Origin of the sequence: Lentisalinibacter salinarum, assembly GCF_040706555.1 — a bacterium.
GTDB classification, from domain to species: domain Bacteria; phylum Pseudomonadota; class Gammaproteobacteria; order Steroidobacterales; family Woeseiaceae; genus Lentisalinibacter; species Lentisalinibacter salinarum.
In genome coordinates this window covers 1-22,395 of the sequence record NZ_JAPDRH010000001.1, presented here as the reverse complement: position 1 = coordinate 22,395, position 22,395 = coordinate 1, and the positions used below count along the sequence as shown (strand labels likewise).

Genomic DNA, 22,395 nt, shown 5'->3' with positions numbered 1-22,395 from the left:
TATTGCCGCGTAAAGCCAGACACGCTCTGATCCTCAGGCTGATGAAGACCGTCGCGACCTTTCTGCCCGGCGCCAGCTACATGGCGTTCAGCGGCAGCGGCAGCGCTGCACAGCTATGCCGCTACATCGGCCAGATGGGCGTCCGCCGGGTGCTGGTGGTGACCGACAGGCCGCTGCGCGAACTCGGTCTGGTCGACCCGGTCACGGCCGCGCTCGCCGAGGCCGGCGTCGACCACGCCGTGTTCGACGGCGTCGAGCCGGACCCGACGTTCGGGCAAGTGGCGGCCGGCGTCGCGGCGTGGCGGGAACACGGCGCTGAAGCAGTCGTGGCCGTCGGCGGCGGCTCGTCCATGGATGCGGCCAAGATCATCGCGGCCGCCGCATCCAGCGACCGGGATCCGCACGAGTGGGTGGGCTTCGCCAAGATCAGGCACGAGGTGCCCCCCATCTACGCCATCCCCACCACCTCGGGCACCGGATCGGAGGCCACCATCGGTTCCGTCCTCTCCGACGACGAGACACACGAGAAGGCGGTGATCAGTGCCCGACAGCTGCTGCCGGCCGCCGTGGCACTGGACCCGGATCTGCTCATGGGTCTGCCCGGCCCGATTACCGCCGCCACGGGTCTGGATGCGCTCACCCACGCCGTCGAGGCCTACATCTGCACCTGGGACCGTGGCACGGCCCGCCAGAACGCCGCGGCCGCGGTGAAGCTGATCTTCCGCCACCTGGAGACGGCGTACCGGGACGGCAGCAACCGGGAGGCGCGTGAGGGCATGTCGCTGGCCGCCTACTATGCCGGCATCGCCATCAACCAGGTGAACGTCGGCAACGTGCATGCCATCGCTCATCAGCTGGGCGGCAGGTACGGCATCCCGCACGGCCTTGCCAATTCGCTGGTGCTGCCCCACGTGCTGGAATTCACCTTCGACGAGACCCGGCCGCGGCTGGCCGAACTCGCCGAACTGGCCGGGGTAGCCGAAGAAGGCGCCGGCGGGGAAGCGAACGCACGGGCCTTCATCGCCGCGGTTCGGGAGCTGAAGAGGGCAGTCGGCCTGCCCGAGAAATCGGAGAAGATCCGGCCCGAGGATTACGACTATCTCTGCGCGCTGGCGCTGAAGGAGTGCGAGGCCTACCCGGTGCCGCGGATGCTGGACCGGGAGGGCACCATCGGGATACTGCGCGAGATCAGCGAAAAGGCGGCCTAACCCGTGCCGCCGCCGGCCTGTTCGCCCCACACCTCTTCCAGACGCTGGTCGCGCCCGCAGTTCCAGCGGTAGAACTTGTAGCGCACGGGGTTTTTCTCGTAGTAATTCTGGTGGTAATCCTCGGCCGGGTAGAACTCTCCGGCTTCGGTCACCGCGACGGCGATTTCCTGGTCGAAGCGCTCCTGCAGCTCGGACTTCGATGCCGCCGCCGTCTCTCTCTGTGCCGCCGTGTGCCAGAAGATCTCCGGCCGGTAGGACGCTCCGCGGTCGCAGAACTGCCCGCCGCCGTCGAAGGGATCGACATTGCGCCAGTACACCGCCAGCAGCGTCTCGTAGCTCACCACCTCGGGGTCGTAGGTGACCTGCACCACCTCGGCGTGCCCGGTGCCGCCACGGACCACCTGTTGGTAGCTCGGGTCCTTCACGTGGCCGCCCATGAAGCCGGACACGGTCGATTTCACCCCTTCCAGCTTGTCGTAGGGCGGCTCCATGCACCAGAAGCAGCCGCCCGCGAAAGTGGCGACCGCCTCTGCCGCGGCCAGCGGCCCGGCCAGCATCGGCCCGAGCGCCAGCGCCAGTGCGAATGCGGCGATACGGTTTCTCATGCGGAAGTCCTCAACTCGGGCAGGGCCTCGCCTTCCGGGACGAAGCGCAGGGCGAGGCCGTTGTTGCACCAGCGCTGGCCGGTCGGCGGCGGACCGTCGTCGAACACGTGTCCCTGGTGGCCGCCGCAGCGGATGCAGTGATACTCGGTGCGGGGCAGGATCAGCCTGAAGTCCAGTTTGGTGCCGACCCGGCCCTCGATGGGCTGCGTGAAGCTGGGCCAGCCCGTGCCGCTGTCGAACTTGTCCTCACTCGCGAACAGCGGCAGAAAGCACGCCGCGCAGATGTAGGTGCCGGGGTCGTAGACCTTGTCCAGCGGGCTCGACCCCGCCGCCTCAGTGCCCTCGCGGAAGAGGATGCGGTAGCGGTCCGCGGGCAGTATCTCCTGCCATTGCTCGCGGGTGATGTTCACGGGCGGGAACTCGTCGTCCGCCTTGCCCCCCGTCTCTTCCGCTGCATGCAGGCGGCCGGGAAGCAGGCGAGCCGCGGCCGCAGCGCCCGTGGCGCAGAGCAGGCCGGTCAGCAGTTTGCGTCGATTCATGTACGGGTCTCATTTACGGAGTGTCTACTTATTCGGACCGGAAAGACGTTCGGATTATTCCCGCGACGAACGGGACAGCGCTCACGAGGCGGCACTCTTGGGAATAGGCGGGCGCACCGGTATGCTGCGATACAGGCGTTGCAGCGTTCAGGAGTTCAGCGGATGACATCGGTACTGGTCCTCTACAGGAGCCGCAGCGGCCACACGGCGCGGATCGCGCGCCGGATGTGCGATGCGATCGCCGAGGCAGGCGGCACGGCCGCGATGATGGACCTGGTCGAGGCCCTCCACGAGGGAGCGGATCTCGACACACCCGACGTGCTGGCGCTTGGCGCCCCCGTCTACTACGGCAGCTATGACGACGAGGTGTTCGATTTCATCCGGGGACACAAGGAAGCGCTCGAAGCCAAACCGCACAGCTTCTTCAACGTGTCGGTCACGGCCCGCACACCGGAGAAAGCGACGGTGGAAGGCAACCGCTACATGCAGAAGTTCCTCGAACGCTCGCCCTGGCAGCCGCGGGATCTCAAGGTACTGGCCGGCAAGGTGGATTACCCCTCCTGGGGCCCGCTGGACACCATCGCGATCCAGATGATCATGAAGTTCACGGGCGGACCCACCGACCGCAGTGCCGTCATCGACTACACGGACTGGGACGACGTGGCTGCCTACGGCCGCCATCTGCTGACGCTGGAGTGAGCGCGATGCAAAGAATCAGGAGCCTGCTCTGGCCTGCACTCGCGTTGCTGTTGCCTGCGGCCGGTGCGACCGACGTTTTACTGGTGGGCAACAAGAGCGCGGACACGGTGTGGGTCCTCGATGCGGGGTCCGGCGAGAGGCTAGCCTGGTTCGACTCCGGCGAGGGCCCGCACGAGATCGAGGTTTCCCCGGACGGGCGTCACGCGGTCGTGAGCAATTACGGTCGTCGGGACGCACCGGGCGACAGCCTGACCGTGTACGACTCTCGGCTCGGCGAGGTGGTGCGCGTGGTGGATCTCGGGACGAACACCCGCCCCCACGGCATGGCATTCCTCGATGATGACCGGCTGGCGGTCACGGCCGAGGGAGCCGCTGAACTGCTGGTGGTCGACATCGGCGCCGGTGAGGTGCTCGAACGCATCCCGGTGGGCGCCGGCACGGCTCATATGGTGGCCGTCTCTCCCGACGGCTCACTGGCCTGGGTTACGAATATCGCCGCGGGGACGCTGGAGCGCGTGGATCTCTCGAAGGGCAAGGTGACCGGTTCCATCCGCACCGGCGACGGCGCCGAGGGCGTAGCAGTGGCCCGCGCGGGCAACGAGGTGTGGGTCACCAATCGAGCCGCCGACACGATCAGCATCGTCGATGCCGTCTCCCTCGATAAACTGGCCACCCTCGAATCGGCCGGGGTGCCGATCCGCATCGCCATCACACCCGATGGCCGCAACGCCCTCGTGACGAATGCCCGGGCGGGTACCGTCTCCGTCTTCGACGTGGAGGAGCGCGACCTGGTGACCACGCTCACGGTGGCTGAACCCAACGCCGAGTACCGCGACACCTTGCTCGGCCGCGCGGCTCTGCCGATCGGCGTGGAGATCCACCCGGACGGCAAATACGCCTACGTGGCCGTCAGCGGCGGTGACGAGGTGGCCGTGATCGACACGAGGGAGTGGCGCGTGGTCCGGCGCTGGACCACCGGCCGCGAACCCGACGCCCTCGGCGTCATCCTCTCGCCCTGACGCAGCCCGGATCGCGCCGTGTCTGAGCCTTCGCCGCCCGATGCCGGAGAAATCACGCAACTCCTGCGTGACTGGGCCGATGGTGACGCGGCCGCCCTGGAGTCGCTGACGCCGCTGGTCTACGGGGAACTGCGGCGGATAGCCCAGCGCCTGTTCGGCAGCGAGTCGGCGGGCCATACGCTGCAGCCGACGGCCCTCGTGCACGAGGCCTACGAGAAGCTGATCGGCGTGGATACCGACTGGCAGGACCGGACGCACTTCTACGCGCTGGCGGCACGCATGATGCGCCGCCTGCTGGTCAATCACGCGAATGCCCGCAACGCCGCCAAGCGCGGCGGCGATGTCCTGCGCGTCACCCTCGACGAGTCCGCGGTGGGCAGCGACGCGGACGAGGATCTGCTCGACCTCGACGAAGCCCTGTCCAAGCTCGCCGGTTTCGACGAGCGCATGGCCCGCATTCTGGAGCTGCACTACTTCGGCGGCCTGACCCACGAGCAGGCCGCCCGGGTGGTGGGGGTCTCCGAGCCGACCAGCCGGCGGGACCTGCGTCTGGCTCGGGCCTGGCTGCGCAAGTACATGAGCGAAAAGAAAAAACCCGACTGACAGCCGGTCTCTTTATCGTTTCTCCGGCCATCCCCTGCTTAGGGGCATGAGATCCATGAAACGGAGAGAGACCATGGCAACGATGGCGTTCCTGCCGCCTCGCGGAGACCGACTGCTCCGCCGCCCGCCCCGCAAGGCCCGTAATACCGGCTTGTGCGCCGCCATGCTGTTCGCAGCCCTGACGGCGCCGGTGCTGGCGCAGACCCCGCAGATCCCGCAGATTCCGGCGTTCCTGCCCACCGCGGATCAGGTACCGGCCACGCAGCCCATGCCGCTGGACGGCACCTGGCTGGTGAATACCATCCGCAAGAAGATCCGCATCGAGGGGGGCCGCGCCTACGCCGTCGACCCCTGGCTGCACATGTTCGTGCTGAAGGTGGAGCCGGGCATGGTGGTGCTCCGCGATATCGCGCCGGCCGCGCCGGGCAAGTACACGGGCAGCGACCTGCCTTTGATGGGACAGCTGACGGCGACCGTGCAGCCGGACCGAAGCCTCGCGGTATCCGTGACGACGGCGCTGATGCCGGTCCAGTACAAGCTGATCCCCGTGCAGCTGGACAACCCGCAGTGGTATGCCCAGGAGATGACCGCGGCAGGAATTGCGGCTCCGCAGGGTCCTGCCCCCGGCACCTATCAGCCCGCACCCCCCGCATACCAGCCCGCTCCGCCACAGCAGGCGTATCAACCGCAGGCGCAACCCTATCCACCGCCTCCCGCGCCACCCGCCGCGCCGCCAGCTCAACAGCCCGTCTACCAGCCGGCTGCGCCGCCGGCCGGGACGGCACAGACGGCGGGCCCTTCCTCCTGGGCCCGCAGCCGCAACAGCACGATGAACGACTCCTTCGGCCCGCCGGACCTCATGTGCGGTGAAGACGGCGCGGAACCCTGCGGCGAGGAGAAAAAGGTCGACGCCGTCTTCGTCAAGGACGCTGAGAACTGGGGCTGCAAGGGCAAGCAGCTGTATTTCACACCCCATAACGGGGGCGAGTGCTGGCGCTGCCCGAATGGCTACAAGCGCACCCTGACGCCGATCCACAAACCGAAGGCCTGCAAGGAGCGCGGGCTCGGCTTCGACAAGCGGGAGGTGAGCGCCACCTTCGTCCGTTCGGCCTATGGCTGCCCGGCCGACACCTTCGAGAGCAAGGGCAGGTGCTACGCCTGCCCCGAGGGCTCGAGCAAGGTCGCCTTTCTCGGCGCGTTCAACCCGGGTCAGAGCTGCAGGACGGAGTTCTACTGCGACGCGGGCCTGAGTCTGCAGGCCGCGCCTCCGAAGGCGCTGCAGCAGGTGGGACCGCCCTATGACCGAGTATGCGGGGCGGGTGCCGGCAAGAACGATGTCGTCCGGCTCGCGAAGGAGCGCCGGGAGGCGCACCAGGCGCTGCAGGTCGTTGCCGGCCAGTTCGTGCTGGAACTCGCCGGCAACCGGGACCTGCGGCGGGCGATCCTCGACAAGGACGGGCCCAGGGCCGTCAGCATCATCATGCGGACACCGGGCTTCGCCCGCCTGCGCGACCAGTCCCGCGCGTCCGGCTTCGAGACGCTGACCTTCGGCGGCGCTCCCGAGGTCAAGGCGATCGCGGGCGCGGCCCAGGAAGCCGGACTGGCCATGGACTGGGACGGCGACTACCGCTTCTACATGTCGACGGTCGTCTCCACCGGCGCCTCGGTGTCGGTCGGATTCACGGGCACCCTCGGCCTCTGGAGTGCGCCGGCCGGCGGCATCGGCGGCTACGCCCGCGGCGCCAGCGTCTCCATCCCCGTCGGCGTCGGCGACGTCGGCAGCGGCGCCTGGTTCAGCTATTACCCGCTCGACTTCATGGGCCTGACCTTCTCGGCGAGCGGAGGTATCGGCATCGACACCGTCAACTACAACCAGGCGGTCACGAACGTCTATTGAGTGTCTGGTGGCGCCGGTTCCACCGTCGCCGCGCTCACCTCGTACTTGGAGCCGTCGTCGGCGACCAGTTCCACCTGCCAGAGCTCCTCGTCCGGGATGGAGGTGCGTTCGTGGCCGGGCAACTCCCGTTCGTCATCCACCTGCAGACCCCAGACGCGGACGTGGCGGATCTCCGCCACTTCGATGGGGCTGTTCATGAACCTGGCGGCGAGCGCCGCCGGCGGGTCGGTCTTCCAGACGACGTAGCCCCGGTCCTTGATGGCCTGCAGCGCTTCCGGCAGTTTGGTCTCTGTCACGGCGTGCCCTCCGTCTCGCTTTTCACGCACGGTAGCACGAGGCACGGTCCGCGCTAATACGGGCCTTTGCGGACGGGCCGGCCGAGGCATGGCACCATAGAAGCTCGCTCGGCTCCGGGAGACCCCGACATGAGTACGCAACCGGCATTCGACCCCGTCTGCTCCCGGACTCAAGGTCCCGTGACGCTACGGATCGCGCCACGGCCCCGGGATCTGGGCGGCTTCAGCGTCCGGCGAGTCCTGCCCGCCTCGGAGCGGCGCATGGTGGGCCCGTTCATCTTCTTCGACGAGATGGGCCCCGCGGTCTTCCCGCCCGGCGAGGGCATCGAGGTCCGGCCCCATCCGCACATCGGCATCGCCACCATCACCTACCTGTTCGACGGCGAGATCATGCACCGGGACAGCCTCGGTTACGCCCAGCCGATCCGGCCCGGCGCCGTCAACCTCATGACCGCGGGCCGGGGCATCGTGCATTCGGAGCGCGCCGGCTCCGACCGGGACACGGAAGCCTCGATGCACGGCATCCAGTCCTGGATCGCCCTGCCGGACGGGATGGAGGAGATCGCGCCCGCCTTCGCACACACGCCGGCGGACCAACTGCCGGAAGTCTCCGCGGGCGGCGCGACCCTGCGACTGATCCTGGGCGAAGCCTTCGGCGCCGTATCGCCGGTGCGCACGTATTCGAAGACGCTGTACGCCGACGTCCTGATGCCCGCAGGAGAGCGGCTTGCTCTGCCGCCGGAGTTCTCCGACCGCGCCGTCTACGTGGTCTCCGGCAGCGTCACCGTCGACGGCGAGGAGTACGGGACCGGCCTCATGGCCGTGTTCCGGACCGGCGCGCCCGCGGAACTCGTAGCGGCCGCCGACACCCGCCTGATGCTGATCGGCGGCGAGCCGGTGGGCGAGCGCACCATCTGGTGGAACTTCGTCTCGAGTTCGAAAGAGCGTATCGAGCAGGCGAAGCGCGACTGGCGCGAGGGCCGCTTCGACCGGATCGAGGGCGACGACGAGTTCATCCCGCTGCCGGAATCGTCCTAGCGGGTGGTAACGGCGCGGCAAGGCCGGCGGTAGTCAGGCCCGGGTATCCGGGGGTAGGATGCGATCATGACAGCATTGCGGACATCAGCGTTGCCCGGGCCGGCCCTGCTGGCCATCCTGATTGCGCTGACAATACTGGTTGCGTCAAACGGATCCGCGCAGTCCACCGACACGGCGACCGAGAGAGCCCGTCTGGCGAACGAACGTATTCAGCTGGAGGCGCAGCGCCGGGCGGAAGAGGAGCGCCGACGCCAGGAGCGTGAGTCCGGTGAGGCCGAGACCCCGGCGCAGGCTGCAGATTCTTCCGCAAGCCGGACGGGCCAGGAGCCCCCGCCCCGTGCCGCGCCAGCTGGTAGCGAGACCGCGGCGGCCCCGTCGGCGGCGCCTCCCCCTCTGCCGCCCGCTGACGACGACCGGATATCCCGCACCCTCGAGCAACTGAGAGAACTCGGCGAACTCCGTGACGCCGGCTACGTCACCGACGAGGAGTTCGAACGGATCAAGACCCGGATTCTCGACAGCCGATTCTAGCGCCTCTCCCCCCTGCACCGATCCCTGGCCCGTCCTGGCGGGCCAGATTGAGCCAGCGCATCGTCGGTACTGACAGCGCTGTCAAAATCCCCTATACTGTGCTCCAGCGGGGGTGACTCCGGGCAGCGCCCGGGTCTCCGGGGGAGTGCCGGGCCGACCGGGCCGGGCAGAACGAGCAGCACCGGAAAGAACGACAGAACAACGTCCCGACGCCGGATCGCTCGCCAGCGCGCGGAGATCAAGATGATCAACACGCAAATCATGCGCGGCATGACAATCGCCGGCGCATGCCTCGCGGCCAGTACGGCGGCCGCCGAGGCATCCCATTATGCGGACAGGACCGAGTACCGGGCGCCCCGCGCCACGGCCGCTCCCGTCGTGGATGGCGTCGGGGACGAGGCGATCTGGGACCGCGCGCAGTGGCAGGAGCTGAAATACCGGTGGCTGGGAGACGAATACACGCCCGAGGACTTCCGCGGCCGGTACAAGGTGGTGTGGACGGCGGAGCGCCTCTACATCCTGGCCGAGATAAGCGACGACGTGTTGTTCGACGCGCACCGTGACCCGCTCGAGCAGTACTGGGACGACGACTGCCTGGAGATCTTCGTCGACGAGGATTTCTCCGGCGGCGAGCATCAGTACAACCACAATGCCTTCGCCTACCACCTCTCGCTGGACAACCGGGCCATCGACATCGGCACGGACCGCAAGCCGCGCGACTATTCCCACCACGTCGAGAGCCGCTGGAGACAGACGGCCGACGGCGTCGTCTGGGAGGTCGCCATCCGCATCTACGGCGACGACTACGTGGACGGTGCCGACGACAACCGAGCCCTGCAACTCGAGACGGGCAAGCAGATGGGCCTGATGCTGGCTTATTGCGACAACGACGGCAGCGAGCTGCGGGAGAACTTCATCGGCTCCGAGTCGGTGCCTACCGGACCGAAAGACCGCGGCTGGATCGACGCCGGGTTGTTCGGATCGCTGCTGCTCGTGGAATGACGGGAGAGAGACTGTTGAGTACTGCCTGGAAGATGGAGCCGACCGATTGCCTCGAAGCCGAGGGCGAATTCGTCGACTTCGACAACGAACGCCATTACGCCATCCGCAACGTCGACCGGATGCGCCCGTTCTTCATCACCGTCGTTTCGAACGTGGATCACTGGCTGTTCGCCTCCTCCACGGGCGGCGTTACTGCGGGCCGGGTGTCGCCTGACACGGCGCTCTTCCCCTACGTCACGGTGGACAAGATCCACGAGAGTACGCTGCACACGGGCCCGCGGACCTTCCTGCGTGTGGAGGCCGACGGGCGGCTGCATCACTGGGAGCCCTTCAACCGGGAGCAGGACGAGAAGTTCGCCGTCAGCCGCAACCTCTACAAGAACGTACTCGGCAACCGGCTGTGCTTCGAGGAGGTCAACCACGACCTGGAACTCGTCTTCCGCTACACCTGGGAGACGAGCGACACCCACGGCTTCGTCCGCCGCTGCGAGCTCGCGAATCGGGGCCGCCACGAGCGCTCCGTCGAGCTGCTGGACGGCCTGCAGAACATCCTCCCGGCAGGCACTCCCCGCTTCGCGCAGACGAACTCCAGCAATCTCGTCGACGCCTACAAGTGGACGGAACTCGACACGGAGACCGGACTCGGGCTGTTCACGCTGTACTCCGGCATCACCGACCGGGCGGAACCCTGCGAGTCGCTCAAGGCCAACGTCGCCTTCTGTCTGGGCCTGGACGATCCGATCATCCTCGTGTCGTCCGAACAGGTGGAGACATTCCGCCACGGAGGCGCGGTCCGCCCCGAGGACCACAGGCGCGGGATACGCGGAGCGTTCTTCGTCAACCAGACCCTGGAACTGCCTCCCGGAGAGGCGCGCTCCTGGCAGATCGTCGCCGACGTCGAGAAGAGCCAGGCGGAAGTGGTCGAGCTCTCGCGCCAGCTGGGTCACAGACCCGGTCTCGCAGCCTCGATCGACGCCTCGGTACGGCGGGGGTCGGACGAGCTGGCCCGCATCATGTCCAGCTGCGACGCCTTGCAGGCGACCGCGGAGGAGACCGTCACCGAGTACCACTACGCCAACGTCCTGTTCAATGTGCTGCGCGGCGGCTACTTCCCGCACCAGTACGAGGTGGTCGGCCGCGACTTCCGCGAGACGGTGCGGAGTTTCAATTCACGCGTGTACGAGCGCAATGCCGAGCTGCTGGACGGGCTGCCCGACAAGCTGCCGTTCCGCGGACTGCTGGACGCCGTGCGCGAGCGCAACGACCGCCAGCTCGAGCGGCTGTGCCACGAGTACCTCCCCATCACCTTCGGCCGACGCCATGGCGATCCCAGCCGGCCTTGGAACCACTTCTCGATCCGCCTCAGGGACCGGCACGGTTACCCGGTGCTGTGGTACGAGGGCAACTGGCGCGACATCTTCCAGAACTGGGAGGCACTCGCGGTCAGCTATCCGGAATTCGTGGAGAACATGATCGCGAAGTTCGTGAACGCCTCCACCATGGACGGTTACAACCCCTACCGCATCACGAAGGGCGGCATCGACTGGGAGGTGGAAGACCCCGACGACCCCTGGAGCTACATCGGCTACTGGGGCGACCATCAGATCATCTACCTGCTGAAGCTGCTGGAGATCTCGAGCCGCTTCCATCCGGCTCGCCTCGCGCGGCTGCTGCACGAGCCGGTCTTCGCCTACGCCAACGTGCCCTACCGCATCCGGCCGTTCGAGGCGCTGCTGCAGGACCCCAAGAACACCATCGACTACGACGAGCGTCTCGCCGCGGAGATCGAGCGGCTGGAGGCTGAGATCGGGGCGGACGCACGACTCGTGCTCGACGGCGACGGCGAGGTCCGCCTGGTCACGCTGCTCGAGAAGCTGATCGTGCCGCTGCTCGCCAAACTCGGCAACCTGGTCGTTGACGGCGGCATCTGGATGAATACCCAGCGACCGGAATGGAACGACGCGAATAACGCCCTGGTCGGCCAGGGGCTTTCCATGGTGACGCTCTATTACCTGCGCCGCTATGTCAGCTTCCTGCAGGAATTCCTCGGCGACGAGGACGGCCGCTGCGAGCTGTCCGCGGAAGTCTGCACGTGGCTGGACGAGACCGCGGCCGCGCTCAGCCGGCTGCGCGCGGCACTGGACGAGGGCGCGATCGGCGCCAGACGGCGCCTCGAGGCCCTGACGGAACTCGGACAGGCGGCGAGCCGCTATCGTGAGGCCGTCTACGGCAAGGAAGGCCTGTCCGCCAGCGAGACCAGGCCCATGAGTCAGATGGAGCAGCTGCTGGCCGACGTGCTCGCCGTGGCCGACCACAGCATCGGCAACAACCGCCGCGAGGACGGCCTCTACCACGCCTACAACCTCCTCGAGCAGGATGCGGACGGGATCCGTATCGAGACGCTTTATCCGATGCTCGAAGGTCAGGTCGCCGCGCTCAGCTCGGGAGCGATCGGGCCGGACGAGGCCTGCGACATACTGGAGTCGCTGTTCGCCAGCGACGTCTATCGCGCGGACCAGGACAGCTTCATGCTGTATCCGGACCGCCGGCTGCCCGCGTTCCTCGAGAAGAACCGCATACCGGAGCAGGAGATCGCACACATCCCACTGCTCGGCCGGCTGCTGGCCGAGGGCGACCGGCGCATCGTCCTGAAGGATGCCGACGGCTGCTACCGCTTCAGCGCCGAGTTCGCGAACGAGGGCGATCTGCTCGCGGAACTGGACGACCTGGCGCGCACCCGGGGCAGGGAGGTGGAGGATGCCCGCGAGCCGCTGCGGGCGCTGTTCGAGAAGACTTTCGGCCACCAGTTCTTCACCGGGCGTTCCGGCACGATGTTCGGCTTCGAAGGCCTCGGCTGCATCTACTGGCACATGGTGTCGAAGCTGCTCCTGGCCGTGCAGGAGAATTTCTTCTCCGCGCTGGACGGCGGCGCCGACGAGGCGGCTCTGCTGCGCCTGGGCAGCGAATACTACCGGGTGCGGGCGGGGCTCGGCTTCAACAAGACGCCGGCGGCCTACGGTGCATTCCCCGCCGACCCCTATTCGCACACGCCGCGCTACGGCGGTGCACGCCAGCCCGGCATGACCGGCCAGGTGAAGGAGGGGATACTGGCGCGCTTCGGCGAACTGGGCGTGCGTGTCGCCGAGGGCTGCGCCCGGTTCGAACCGCGGCTGCTGCGCCGGCGCGAGTTCGCCGACTCGCCCGATACGCTCCGCTACCTGGCTGTCGACGGCACATGGTCGAGCGTGCCGATCCCCGACGCCGGCCTGGCTTACACGTGGTGCCAGGTCCCTGTCGTCTACCGCCTGGCGAACGGCGCGGCTCCGTCCCTGACCGTCACCTACCGGGACGGCACCGAGCAGTCGCACGAGACCAACGGCCTGTCGGCCGAGGACAGCGCGTCGCTGTTCCGTCGCGACGGCCGGATCCGCCGGCTGACGGTCACCGTGAATCCGAACACTCTGCTCGTTCTGTAGCTTCGAGAGGTCACCCGATGTCCAACCTGTATCAGAGAAAACTCTCTCTGGCCGGAATCAACGTAGCGAACTGGTCGGAGGCCGAACTGCAGGCGCTCGTGCGCGGCATCCTCGAGCAGAAGATCCACGGCCTGTCGTTCAGCCCCTACGTCGAGGGGCAGGGCCCCGGGACCAGGGTCGGCGAAGACCAGATCCGCGAGCGGCTGGCGATCATCGCGCCGTATACGAAGTGGATCCGCACCTTCTCCTGCACCGACGGCAACGAGCGGATCCCGGCGATCGCCCGGGAGTTCGGCCTGCGCACGATGGTGGGCGCGTGGCTCGACGGAGACCTGGACAAGAACGAGGTCGAACTGGCCAACGCCATCGGCATCGCGAGCGCCGGCCACGCCGACATCCTGGGCATCGGCAACGAGGTGCTGCTGCGCGGCGAACTGACCGAGGACCAGCTCATCGCCTATCTCGAGCGGGTGAAGGCCGCAGTGCCGGAGATCGACGTCGGCTACGTCGACGCCTACTTCGAGTTCGAGGACCATCCCCGGCTCGCGGCCGCCTGCGACGTGATACTGGCGAACTGCTACCCCTTCTGGGAAGGCTGCCCGGCGGAGTACGCGCTCCTGTACATGAAGGAGATGTACCGGCGTGCGCTGCGCACCAGCGGCGGCAAGCGGGTGATCGTGAGCGAGACCGGCTGGCCGAACATCGGCACGGCGACCGGCGGCTCCGTGCCCTCCCGCGAGAACGCCATCAAGTACTTCATCGATACCTGCCGCTGGGCGGAGGAAGACGGCATCGAAGTCTTCTGGTTCTCCAGTTTCGACGAGGCCTGGAAGGTGGACTCGGAGGGCGACGTCGGCGCCTACTGGGGGCTGTGGGACAAGGACGGGAACCCCAAGTATGTTTGACAGACTGAAAATCCTCATGGCCGACCCGTCGGGACAACGGCTGGCCCACGGCAATGCGATCTGCTATTCCGGCTACCGCGAGGGCCAGAGCCCGATAGAGCGGGTCTATCCGTCCTACGAGCAGATCCGCGAGGATCTGCTGATACTGCAGCGTAACTGGAGATTCCTCCGCCTCTACGACTGCAGCCCTCACGCGGAGACCGTGCTGCAGGTCATCCGGGACGAGGGCCTAGACTTCCACGTCATGCTCGGCCTCGACATGGCGGCGGAGATGAGCAATCCCCATTGCCCGTGGGGGGCCGAGTTCGACGACCAGACGCTCGCCGCCAATCGCCGCGGCAACGAGCAGGAACTGGAGCGGCTGGTCGCGCTGTCCAGGGAGTATCGCGACAGCGTCCTCGCGGTGTCGGTCGGCAACGAGGCCAGCGTCGAATGGACCGACCACATGGTGCCGGTCGACCGCCTGGTCGAGTACGCCACGACCGTGGGCAGCCGCATCGAGCAGCCTGTGACGTTCTGCGAGAACTACGTGCCGTGGACGTACAAGCTCGAGCCGCTGGCGGAGGCCCTGGACTTCATCGCCGTGCATACCTATCCCGCCTGGGAGTACCGCTCCATCCACGACGCTCTGGAATACACGAAACAGAACTACCATTCCGTGGCCGATCATTATCCCGGCAAGCCGGTGGTGATCACCGAGGCCGGCTGGCCGACGGCGGCCAACGGACGGGGCATCGAGCCGCACAACGCCTCCGAGGAACTGCAGGCCAGCTACTACGAGCAGCTGGTCGAATGGACCACCGAGGAGGAGATCCTGGCCTTCGTCTTCGAGGCCTTCGACGAGCCGTGGAAGGGCTCCCCGGATCCGCTGGAGCCGGAGAAGCACTGGGGCCTGTTCACCGTCGAGCGGACGCCGAAACTGGTCATGCAGACGCAGTTCGCCGACCTGGTCCCCGACGCCGGCGGAGACGTCGGCAGGGCCGTCGGCCGCTGACCGGCCCACCCGCACTGCCGGCCGACAACGGGAGCCGCGACAACCTGATGCCGAGAGCCACCATCGACGACGTCGCCGAACTGGCCGGCGTCTCCATCAAGACGGTATCGCGGGTCGTCAACCGCGAACCCAACGTCCGCCAGTCGACCCGCGACAGGGTCGACCGGGCGATCGAGCAGCTCAACTACCGTCCCAACCTCTCGGCTCGCAGCCTCGCCAGCCAGCGCTCCAGGCTGATCGTGCTGGTTTATGACGACCCCGCCGCCTACGAGGCTCCCAGTGCGGGCTATGTCATCCGGCTGCAGGAGGGGGCGTTGCGTGCCTGCCGGACCGCCCATTACGAGCTGCTGATCCATCCCTGCGACCTCCGGCGCAAGGACGTGCGCAAAGAACTCGGCTCGCTCATCGAGCAGACCCAGCCCGACGGCGTCGTGCTGGCGGCACCGCTGTCCAACATGCCGCGCATCGTCGCTGCGATCGCCGCCACGGGCAGCCGCTTCGTGCGTCTCTCACCGGGCAGCCGCAGCCACGACGAATTCTGCATCGCCACCGACGACCGGGAGATCAGCGCGGAGATGACCCGCTATCTCGCCTCGCTGGGACACCGGAGGATCGCTTTCATCGCCGGCGACCGCCGCCACAAGGCGGTGGCCAGAAGATTGCCGGGGTACCGGGACGGCCTCGCCCGGAGCGGTCTGGAATACGCCGAAGAGCTGATCATGCAGGGCGACAATTCGATCGAATCGGGAGAGGTTTCGGCGGAGCAGCTCCTGGCGCTCGAGGATCCGCCCACCGCGATCTTCGCGGCCAATGACGACATGGCGGCGGGCGTCATTCGCGTGGCCTACCGGCTGGGGCTCGACGTCCCCGGAAGGCTGTCGGTGGCGGGCTTCGACGACAGCGCGCTCGCCCGGCTGGTCTATCCCGCGCTGACGACGATCCGCCAGCCGTTGGCCAAGATGGCGGAGCAGGCCGCCCTCGAGTTGATCAACCGTTTCGGCAAGCCGGAACCCGATCCGGAGACCACGGTCATCCCCTCGACGCTGCAGATCCGCGAGTCGACCGGCCCGGCGCCGTCGCGAGCGTCGGCCTCGGGGTAGTCCCGGGCGACGTCAACGGACGTAGCGGATGCCGTCGAGGTAGACCGTTACCGGCGTAGCCCGCCCGACCAGCGTCACCACGAATCCCGTCTTGATGCTCGAGAGGTCCGCTCCTTTCAGCGGCACCGTGTAGCGACGCCACTCCCGGGTCAGCACGATGTCGTCCACCTTGCGAATGGCCGAGTCGGGGTACGCCTTGTCCTCCTCCAGCAGCCCGACGCCGAAGCTCACTCTCTCCCCGCCGTACTCTCCCCGTGCCCAGAGTTCCAGCTCCCCGGCGCCGCGGAGATCGTAGCCGCCTTCCTGATCACCCCAGTTGTTCGGCGGGTCCTGCCAGGCGACGCCCACCCAGCCGAACGGCTTCTCGAAGCGCAGGCGGATGCTGTGTGCACCCTCGCGGACCTCGTCGGCGTGCCGGCCGTCGAGCGTCAGGTCATCGATATCGCCCATCCAGCCGGACGGTACCCAGGGCATACCCTCCAGACCGTCCTCGTACACCGGGAACGGCAGCGACGTGCGCGTCGCGCCCTCCACGAGCAGCGGAACGTTTGCCGTTGCCGCATGGCCGGCCTCGTCGTAGGCATACAGAAACAGGCGATAGGGTCCCGGCTGTTCGGGCATGCGCACGCTCGCACCATCCACGTCCCCTTCCTCGATGGCGCCTTCGACCGCCGGCATGTCAGGCCGGAAATCGCCACCGGTCAGGTAGTCGGACGAATCGGGGCGCAGCTCCCAGCGCGCCCGGATCTCCCCGCCTTCCGGATCCTCGACGGATGCGCGGACCTCGACCGTAGCACCCGGTTTCACGCGGGTGACACCTGCGACCTCCAGCGGGGCAGCCCGCGGGGCAAGGCCGTCCGGCAGCTCGCCGGACCAGATTTGGGTCATGACGTCCACGGCGGCCGTCTTCGCGCCGTCCTCCAGGAACATGCCGAACCAGGTGCCGGTGGCCTCCATCTTGTGGCCCCACAGGAAGGCATAGCCGCCCACCGCCAGTCCGGGAGCCGCCGCGATGCCCCGCTCCCAGCTCTCGCGGTAGCTCACTGCCTTCTCGGCACTCGTCTGCTCCAGTGGAGCGCCCCATTCGGTGGTGGGCATCTCCCACGGGCCGACCGGGCCGAACTCGGTCAGTATGAAGGGCTTCGTCGCGCCGCCCTCGCGCAGCCGCCCCGGCACCAGCGGCGCGCCGCCGTAGGCATTGACGCCATGAATGTCGATGGCGGGGCTGCGGTGGTGGACCCATTCGATACGCTCGCCGTGGACGAACGTGGTAACCGTCATGGTCGGATGGTGAGGGTCCAGCCGCTTGACCATGGCGGCGACGTCGTTCACGGCCGCCCAGACAGCCGGATTGTCGCCCTCGTCGAAGCCTTCCATCTCGTTGCCCAGCCCCCAGAGCAGGACGGCCGGATGGTCCTTGTAGCGGAGCACGGCCTCGCGCACACGCTCACGCTGCCCGGCCACCTGCTCCGGGTCGCCGTAGTCGAAGCCGTGGCGCTCGTGGCCCAGCCAGATGCCGACGGTCACGGTGAGGCCGAGAGCGTCCGCCTCGTCGAGCAGGGGCTCGAGATCCTCGGCACCCCAGGTGCGCACCGAATTGGCGCCGGCCGCCGCCAGCAGCTCCAGCGAGTGGTTGCCGCCGGCGCCGCGGATGAAATACGGCTCGCCGCCGCGAAGCAGCTCCCAGCCCTGCTCGGTCCGGCGTAATTCGACGGGAACGGCTTCGGCCATGACGGGCTTCCAGAAAAGAAAAGGCCCCGCGATCAGCAGGGCCTTTAGGAGGAGTCTTCCGCGCACCTCGCGCCCCGGTCAGCCCTCGTTGACTGACACGACCCCGTTGTCGAAGTTGGGCGGCGTGGCAGGCTGATACGAATAGCCCCAATCCAGCAGCAGCTCGAGCACGAGGATAGGATCGCCCGGGACCAGACGCCGGAACCCCGTGGCATCGGTGCGGTACAGGGCGTCCGCCGCGAGTTCGTTGAGCGGTATCGAGAACGGCACGGGCTCGCCGTCCGGACTCGCGCCCGGGCAACACTCGAACACCGTGACCGAACCGAAGAAATTGTCCAGCAGGGAGCGATAGGCCTTGAGCGCCTGCTCGCGAACCAGCTCGTCCTGTGCGAGCGAGTTGCTGTTCGCATCGAACAACTCGTGCAATGCCAGCGCGGTGTAGAACTGGTTCTCGCCGGACGGGCGCTGCGCCAGCGCGGTAGCCCAGAAATAGAAGCGCGCCTTCGCACCCGATGGCCCCAAGGGCAACGAGTTGAACAACTCGAACTTGTTGGCGGCCTCGGGATTGTTGACGTCGAACTCGATGATGGTCGTCGTCGCGAACGGATTCGCCGGGTCATTCAGGACACAGGTCTCCGGATGGACACCGACGTCCTCGCAATAGAGGTCCAGGACCACGTCCGTCGGCAAGACAATAGTATTGATCAGCTCGCCATCGCCGTCGTCACGCTCGCTGTTGCAGCCGGCAGAGACCAGCGCCGCCGTACCGAGCAGCGCAAGGAGCAGGTGCTTGCCGCGAGCCGGCCTGGCAGTTTGTCGATTCAGCTCACTCATTCCAATATTACCTCGGCTGTGCATGCACTTCGCTAGAACTGATAGATGAAGTAGACGTTGACGCTGAAGATGTAGTCGCTGCCCGGGAACTCTTCCTCGGCCTCCGAGTTCTCGTCGAAGGCGCGGTACAGGGCACGGACGCCGATCTTCGTCGCATGGTCTTCGGACTGCCGGTCCGCGATCGCACCGAATCCCGATCCCAGCAGGTAAGAGTAATCCAGCTTCGCCTGCTCCGGGAACGTGATGTTGAACTGCCGGTAGAAGTCGTACGGGCCCCAGCGGTCCTTCATGAAGTAGCCGGACAGGATGTGGCGGCCGCCCCAGATGACCTTGCCGTGCAGTTCCCAGAAGTCCCGGGTACCGCCGGTCGGGCTGCCGGTCGACTGCTGAAAGCCCCGGATGCCCTTGACGATGTAGCGGGTCCGGTTCGGCGTGTTGATCGTCACCCGGCTCGAGAGCGTCCAGACGTCCTCGGCGGGCAGGCCCTCGCCGAACGCCGCGTTGGACTCCGTGGGCGCGAAGAAGAAGCGGTAGGAATCGGTCGGGGTCGGAAACTCGGTGTAGGTACCGCCGAAGTCGATGGCGAACGGCGCATCTTCCCGCCACTCGTTGTCCCAGTCGTAGTAGGGCGTCGCTCCGGTCGGATCCCAGGTGAAGTAGATCTCGCCGGAGCGCGCTTCCCGATTGCCGAGGACCGCAAACGGATCCGCATCCCGGTTACGCGGGTTGGTACCGGGGGAGAGGATGCCGTCGACGATCTCCGGCTCTACGAGCGGATTGGCGTGGACCAGATTGTCGCGATACAGGACCCGCGGAAACACCATCAGGTTGCCGAAGAACATCTGCATGCCCGCGATGTATTCCCGCTTGTTGCCCAGGCCGGAATACGGCAGGTTGCTCGGATCCGAAACGCCGTAGACCGTATGATACTGGCCGGCGTCGGCAACGATGCCGGCATGCTCCGCGGAAACGAAACTCCGGGTGCCGAGCAGCGGGAAGGTCAGCTTGGCCTTGAATCCGAGGGTGTCATCCCAGTCGACCTCGTCCAGAAAGACGTTGCCGGCCGCATAGCGATCGAAGGTCTCGCCCACCTTCTCGGTCGCGGACATGATACCGCCGAGTTCCAGCTCCCAGCCGTTCGCGAACTCCTTCTTCGTGTAGATCGTCGTCTGCCGGGACTGACGTTCGGTCTGCCCCGCTCCGCCTACGGACTCGCCGCGGCGCGCCACGTCTTCGGAGTGGATGAACGTCCAGTCCATGTCCGCGAGGTTCCAGTCGTACTTGAGGATGGCCTTCGGGTTTGCGCCCCAGTAGACCTCGGGGCCGGCGAGGACCGTGAGTCCCTCCCATGTGCCCTTGCCCTTTATCTCGACACCCGAGGGCGCGCTGGCATCCCAGACGTCGATACCTGCGATGTCGGTGGCCTCCGCGACGAGACCGAAGAAATCGCCCTCGTAGCCCCAGTGGAACCGGGGCGTGTGATAGAAGGCCTCGAGATCGAAATCATCGCCGCGATACTGCGCGCTGAAGTCGTAGACCTCGATGCGCCGACCGTCGTCGATGCGCACGGGGGACACGGGGATGCCCTCGATCTCTTCCGTAGCCACATCGATCTCGCGTTCCAGGCCCCGGTCGCCGTAGGTGAATTCGAGAGGCCGCTTGTCGGCGACGTCGCCGAGCACGTTCAGGGTGAACTGGCCGTCAAGCCTGGAGTTCGGGTTGAAAGCGAAGTCGAGGAATACCATCTGGCCGTCACTGAACTCGAGGGCGTTCTCACCTTCCTCCTCGATGGGCTGTTCCTCGCCCCGGGTGACGAACTCCGCCTCGAAGCGGCCGCCGGTGAACCTGAGCCGGCGTTCGGACTCGACGACTGCGGCCTTCACCCTGCGGACGTCACCCCGCAACTCGTAGTAGTCCACGTCCATGGTGGCGAACATGCGGTTGATGTCGCTCCTGGAAGCCTCGTACGGGTCCATCGAGAACACTTCCTTCATGACGTCGTAGGCCATGCGCGGCACCGCCTTGTAGACGCCTTCCGCATTGGGCGTACCGAGCGCCGTGATGCCGAACCACTCCTCGTTCATGTTGTTGCCGTCCGGCGTCCAGTCGAACAGGTAAGCCTGGTTCGACCAGGAGGCATTCGTATCCTGGATATCGAGATTCTCGGTCTGCAGGTACTTCCACCATTCGTCGCGCCACTCGAAGATGTAGCCGCCGATCGAGTTACCGACCCCACCGTTGCCGTAGGCCTGCTGGTACATCTCCTGCCACTGCTCCTTCAGGATCATGGCCTGCGCGACCTGATCCTCCTGGAACGTGCGTGCATTGAAGGCATCGCTGCCGAACTCGAAGAAGACCACCGGCAGGTCGAGCTTCTCGTCGACTCTCTGCCACAGATCCGTAAAACTGGTGCCGCGATAGACGTTGCTGCCCAGTATGTCGAGGGACGGCACCAGCTCGGCGATCAGGTCGATGTACTGGATGTCGCCGTTGACGATGCTGAACGGGTGATTCGGGGCGATGGATTTGCCGGCGGAGATCACCTCCTCGAACAGGCTGTACAGGTAGCGCGCCTTGGCCGTGTTCTGCTCGCCTTCGGGCAGATTTTCGATCTCGAAACTCGACCAGGACAGGCCGTAGTTGCTCTCGTTGCCGAACGCAAACATCAGGACACCGGGGGTGTCTTTGTAGCGGCGCACGAACTCCTGCATGTCGCGCTTCAGCGTGGCGCGCGTGATCGGGTCCGAGTAATCCGTAAATGGCACCCATTTCCCGTTGACGGTGTAGCCATAGCGGCCCATCAGCGGATTGACGACGCTCATGATGCCGTGCTCGCGGTAGATGTACTCCACCCACCGCGGCGGGATCGTCGTGAAGCTGCGGATCGTGTTCACGCCCATCTTCTTCATCAGGCCGAACTCGTAATCGAGCACCTTTCGGATGAAGTCGTCGGATTCGTTGAACAGGCCGTAGCTGTAGTTCTGGCCTCTGGGAGAATAGCCCCAGACGACGCCCTTGACGTAGAAGTCCTCGCCGTCGACCTTGAGCTTCCAGCCCTTCTCGTCCTTGTAGGTCTCGACGTTATTCGCCTGGGCGTGAGTCACGTCGGGCGCGGCAAGAACCAGCACGGTCACCAGCAAGCTGGCAACGACGGCCATACGGTTGAAGAAGCTCGATTTCGCCATAGCGACTACTCTTTGATGTTTGAGTTCTTGATGAACGTCGACTCGATACATTTTCTTTGCCTGCCCCGCCATCAGTTGGCCACGATGGAAACGTTGTCGATGTAGATGTCCGAAACGCATCCGGCAACGGCTCCGCAGATCGCCGTAAACTGCAATGTGACCCCGCCACTGACATCAGGCCCGGTATTGATTGTCAGCGGCCCAACGGTAGTCCAGTCCGCCGGGAACCCGGCGCCCTCGAGAATGATCTCCGTCGCAGAGACGCCGCCACCACTCAGCTCCGAGAAAAGCCTGACATCAACCACGCCGCCATTCGCGTCGCTGCCCTTCCAGTCGAAGGACACCGTGACCTGCTGGCCAGGCGTCAAGGACCCCGCTGCCAGATTGGCCGCTTTCAGTGTCGGATTCCCTGCGGCGGTGATATTGAGATTGGCGGCGAAACTGCCGGCCGAGCTGTCGGACGTCGTCGTGATCGTCCCGCCATTCACGGATGTCTCCCAGCCGGTGAAATCGCCGGTCTCAAAGCCGCCGTTGATAGCCAGCTCGCCGATAGCACCGCCACCACCGCCGCCACCGCCGCCGGTCGCCTCGGTCAGGCTGACGTCGTCGATATTCACGGTGCTGGTCACACCGCCCATATCGAACAGCACGCGACTCTCGGCAGTGCCGATGTCGGCCACCGCCGTCAGGTTGTAGCTGTAGCTCTGCCATTCCGTCGTCAGGGGAACCGTCG

The 22,395-nt window shown here is 66.5% G+C and carries 19 protein-coding genes; 12 read left to right on the top strand and 7 right to left on the bottom strand.

Features of this window, described 5'->3' with window-relative positions; translation table 11 throughout:
- The first annotated feature begins 41 nt into the window (after positions 1–41).
- Positions 42–1,208, top strand: a complete 1,167-nt coding sequence (locus ACJMKZ_RS00095; protein ID WP_405231027.1) for an iron-containing alcohol dehydrogenase — start codon at positions 42–44, stop codon at positions 1,206–1,208.
- Here the strand turns inward: ACJMKZ_RS00095 and msrA are convergent.
- Positions 1,205–1,813 (bottom strand): peptide-methionine (S)-S-oxide reductase MsrA, encoded by a 609-nt coding sequence (gene msrA, locus ACJMKZ_RS00090; protein ID WP_405231025.1) that lies wholly within the window; start codon positions 1,811–1,813, stop codon positions 1,205–1,207. The genes ACJMKZ_RS00095 and msrA overlap by 4 nt on opposite strands.
- Positions 1,810–2,352: a peptide-methionine (R)-S-oxide reductase MsrB gene (gene msrB, locus ACJMKZ_RS00085; protein ID WP_405231024.1), complete on the bottom strand. Its 543-nt coding sequence runs from the start codon at positions 2,350–2,352 to the stop codon at positions 1,810–1,812. Before msrB ends, msrA begins: the two co-directional genes overlap by 4 nt.
- A gap of 162 nt (positions 2,353–2,514) precedes the next feature.
- On the opposite strand from msrB, the gene hemG reads away from it, so the two are divergent.
- The 4 genes from hemG (at position 2,515) to ACJMKZ_RS00065 (ending at position 6,570) form a co-directional block, all read left to right on the top strand.
- Positions 2,515–3,051: a menaquinone-dependent protoporphyrinogen IX dehydrogenase gene (hemG, locus tag ACJMKZ_RS00080; RefSeq protein ID WP_405231022.1), complete on the top strand. Its 537-nt coding sequence runs from the start codon at positions 2,515–2,517 to the stop codon at positions 3,049–3,051.
- Between the two features lie 5 nt (positions 3,052–3,056).
- Positions 3,057–4,070 (top strand): YncE family protein, encoded by a 1,014-nt coding sequence (locus tag ACJMKZ_RS00075; protein WP_405231021.1) that lies wholly within the window; start codon positions 3,057–3,059, stop codon positions 4,068–4,070.
- Positions 4,071–4,088: 18 nt separating this feature from the next.
- Positions 4,089–4,673: an ECF-type sigma factor gene (locus ACJMKZ_RS00070; RefSeq protein ID WP_405231019.1), complete on the top strand. Its 585-nt coding sequence runs from the start codon at positions 4,089–4,091 to the stop codon at positions 4,671–4,673.
- Between the two features lie 73 nt (positions 4,674–4,746).
- Complete coding sequence (locus ACJMKZ_RS00065; RefSeq protein ID WP_405231018.1) at positions 4,747–6,570, top strand: hypothetical protein; 1,824 nt, start codon at positions 4,747–4,749, stop codon at positions 6,568–6,570.
- Here ACJMKZ_RS00065 and ACJMKZ_RS00060 read toward each other — a convergent pair.
- Positions 6,564–6,866: a hypothetical protein gene (locus ACJMKZ_RS00060; RefSeq protein ID WP_405231016.1), complete on the bottom strand. Its 303-nt coding sequence runs from the start codon at positions 6,864–6,866 to the stop codon at positions 6,564–6,566. The two genes, ACJMKZ_RS00065 and ACJMKZ_RS00060, sit on opposite strands and share 7 nt — an antisense overlap.
- Positions 6,867–6,995: 129 nt before the next feature.
- Between ACJMKZ_RS00060 and ACJMKZ_RS00055 the strand changes: the two genes are divergently transcribed.
- From ACJMKZ_RS00055 to ACJMKZ_RS00025, 7 genes are all read left to right on the top strand, one after another.
- A complete protein-coding gene (locus ACJMKZ_RS00055) occupies positions 6,996–7,904 on the top strand; it encodes a pirin family protein (protein ID WP_405231014.1) in 909 nt (302 codons plus the stop codon).
- 66 nt (positions 7,905–7,970) lie between these two features.
- Positions 7,971–8,435 (top strand): SHOCT domain-containing protein, encoded by a 465-nt coding sequence (locus tag ACJMKZ_RS00050; protein ID WP_405231012.1) that lies wholly within the window; start codon positions 7,971–7,973, stop codon positions 8,433–8,435.
- A gap of 243 nt (positions 8,436–8,678) precedes the next feature.
- The gene (locus tag ACJMKZ_RS00045; protein WP_405231010.1) at positions 8,679–9,437 is read left to right on the top strand and encodes a sugar-binding protein; all 759 of its coding nucleotides are present in this window, start codon (positions 8,679–8,681) and stop codon (positions 9,435–9,437) included.
- Positions 9,438–9,451: 14 nt separating this feature from the next.
- Positions 9,452–12,913, top strand: coding sequence for a hypothetical protein (locus ACJMKZ_RS00040; RefSeq protein ID WP_405231008.1), 3,462 nt, complete (start codon positions 9,452–9,454; stop codon positions 12,911–12,913).
- Between the two features lie 17 nt (positions 12,914–12,930).
- The gene (locus ACJMKZ_RS00035; RefSeq protein ID WP_405231006.1) at positions 12,931–13,818 is read left to right on the top strand and encodes a glycoside hydrolase family 17 protein; all 888 of its coding nucleotides are present in this window, start codon (positions 12,931–12,933) and stop codon (positions 13,816–13,818) included.
- On the top strand, positions 13,811–14,812 hold the full coding sequence (locus ACJMKZ_RS00030) for a glycoside hydrolase family 17 protein (RefSeq protein ID WP_405231005.1): 1,002 nt from the start codon (positions 13,811–13,813) through the stop codon (positions 14,810–14,812). Before ACJMKZ_RS00035 ends, ACJMKZ_RS00030 begins: the two co-directional genes overlap by 8 nt.
- Before the next feature lie 47 nt (positions 14,813–14,859).
- A complete protein-coding gene (locus ACJMKZ_RS00025) occupies positions 14,860–15,912 on the top strand; it encodes a LacI family DNA-binding transcriptional regulator (protein ID WP_405231003.1) in 1,053 nt (350 codons plus the stop codon).
- Between the two features lie 12 nt (positions 15,913–15,924).
- Here ACJMKZ_RS00025 and ACJMKZ_RS00020 read toward each other — a convergent pair whose 3' ends face one another.
- From ACJMKZ_RS00020 to ACJMKZ_RS00005, 4 genes are all read right to left on the bottom strand, one after another.
- Complete coding sequence (locus tag ACJMKZ_RS00020; RefSeq protein ID WP_405231001.1) at positions 15,925–17,643, bottom strand: glycoside hydrolase family 2 TIM barrel-domain containing protein; 1,719 nt, start codon at positions 17,641–17,643, stop codon at positions 15,925–15,927.
- A gap of 78 nt (positions 17,644–17,721) precedes the next feature.
- Entirely contained in the window at positions 17,722–18,477 is a 756-nt protein-coding gene (locus ACJMKZ_RS00015) for a hypothetical protein (protein WP_405230999.1), read from the bottom strand.
- Positions 18,478–18,509: 32 nt separating this feature from the next.
- Positions 18,510–21,662, bottom strand: coding sequence for a glycoside hydrolase 5 family protein (locus tag ACJMKZ_RS00010; protein ID WP_405230998.1), 3,153 nt, complete (start codon positions 21,660–21,662; stop codon positions 18,510–18,512).
- Between the two features lie 71 nt (positions 21,663–21,733).
- Positions 21,734–22,395, bottom strand: a 662-nt coding sequence (locus tag ACJMKZ_RS00005) for a carbohydrate binding domain-containing protein (RefSeq protein WP_405230996.1), incomplete at its 5' end; no start/stop codon positions are given.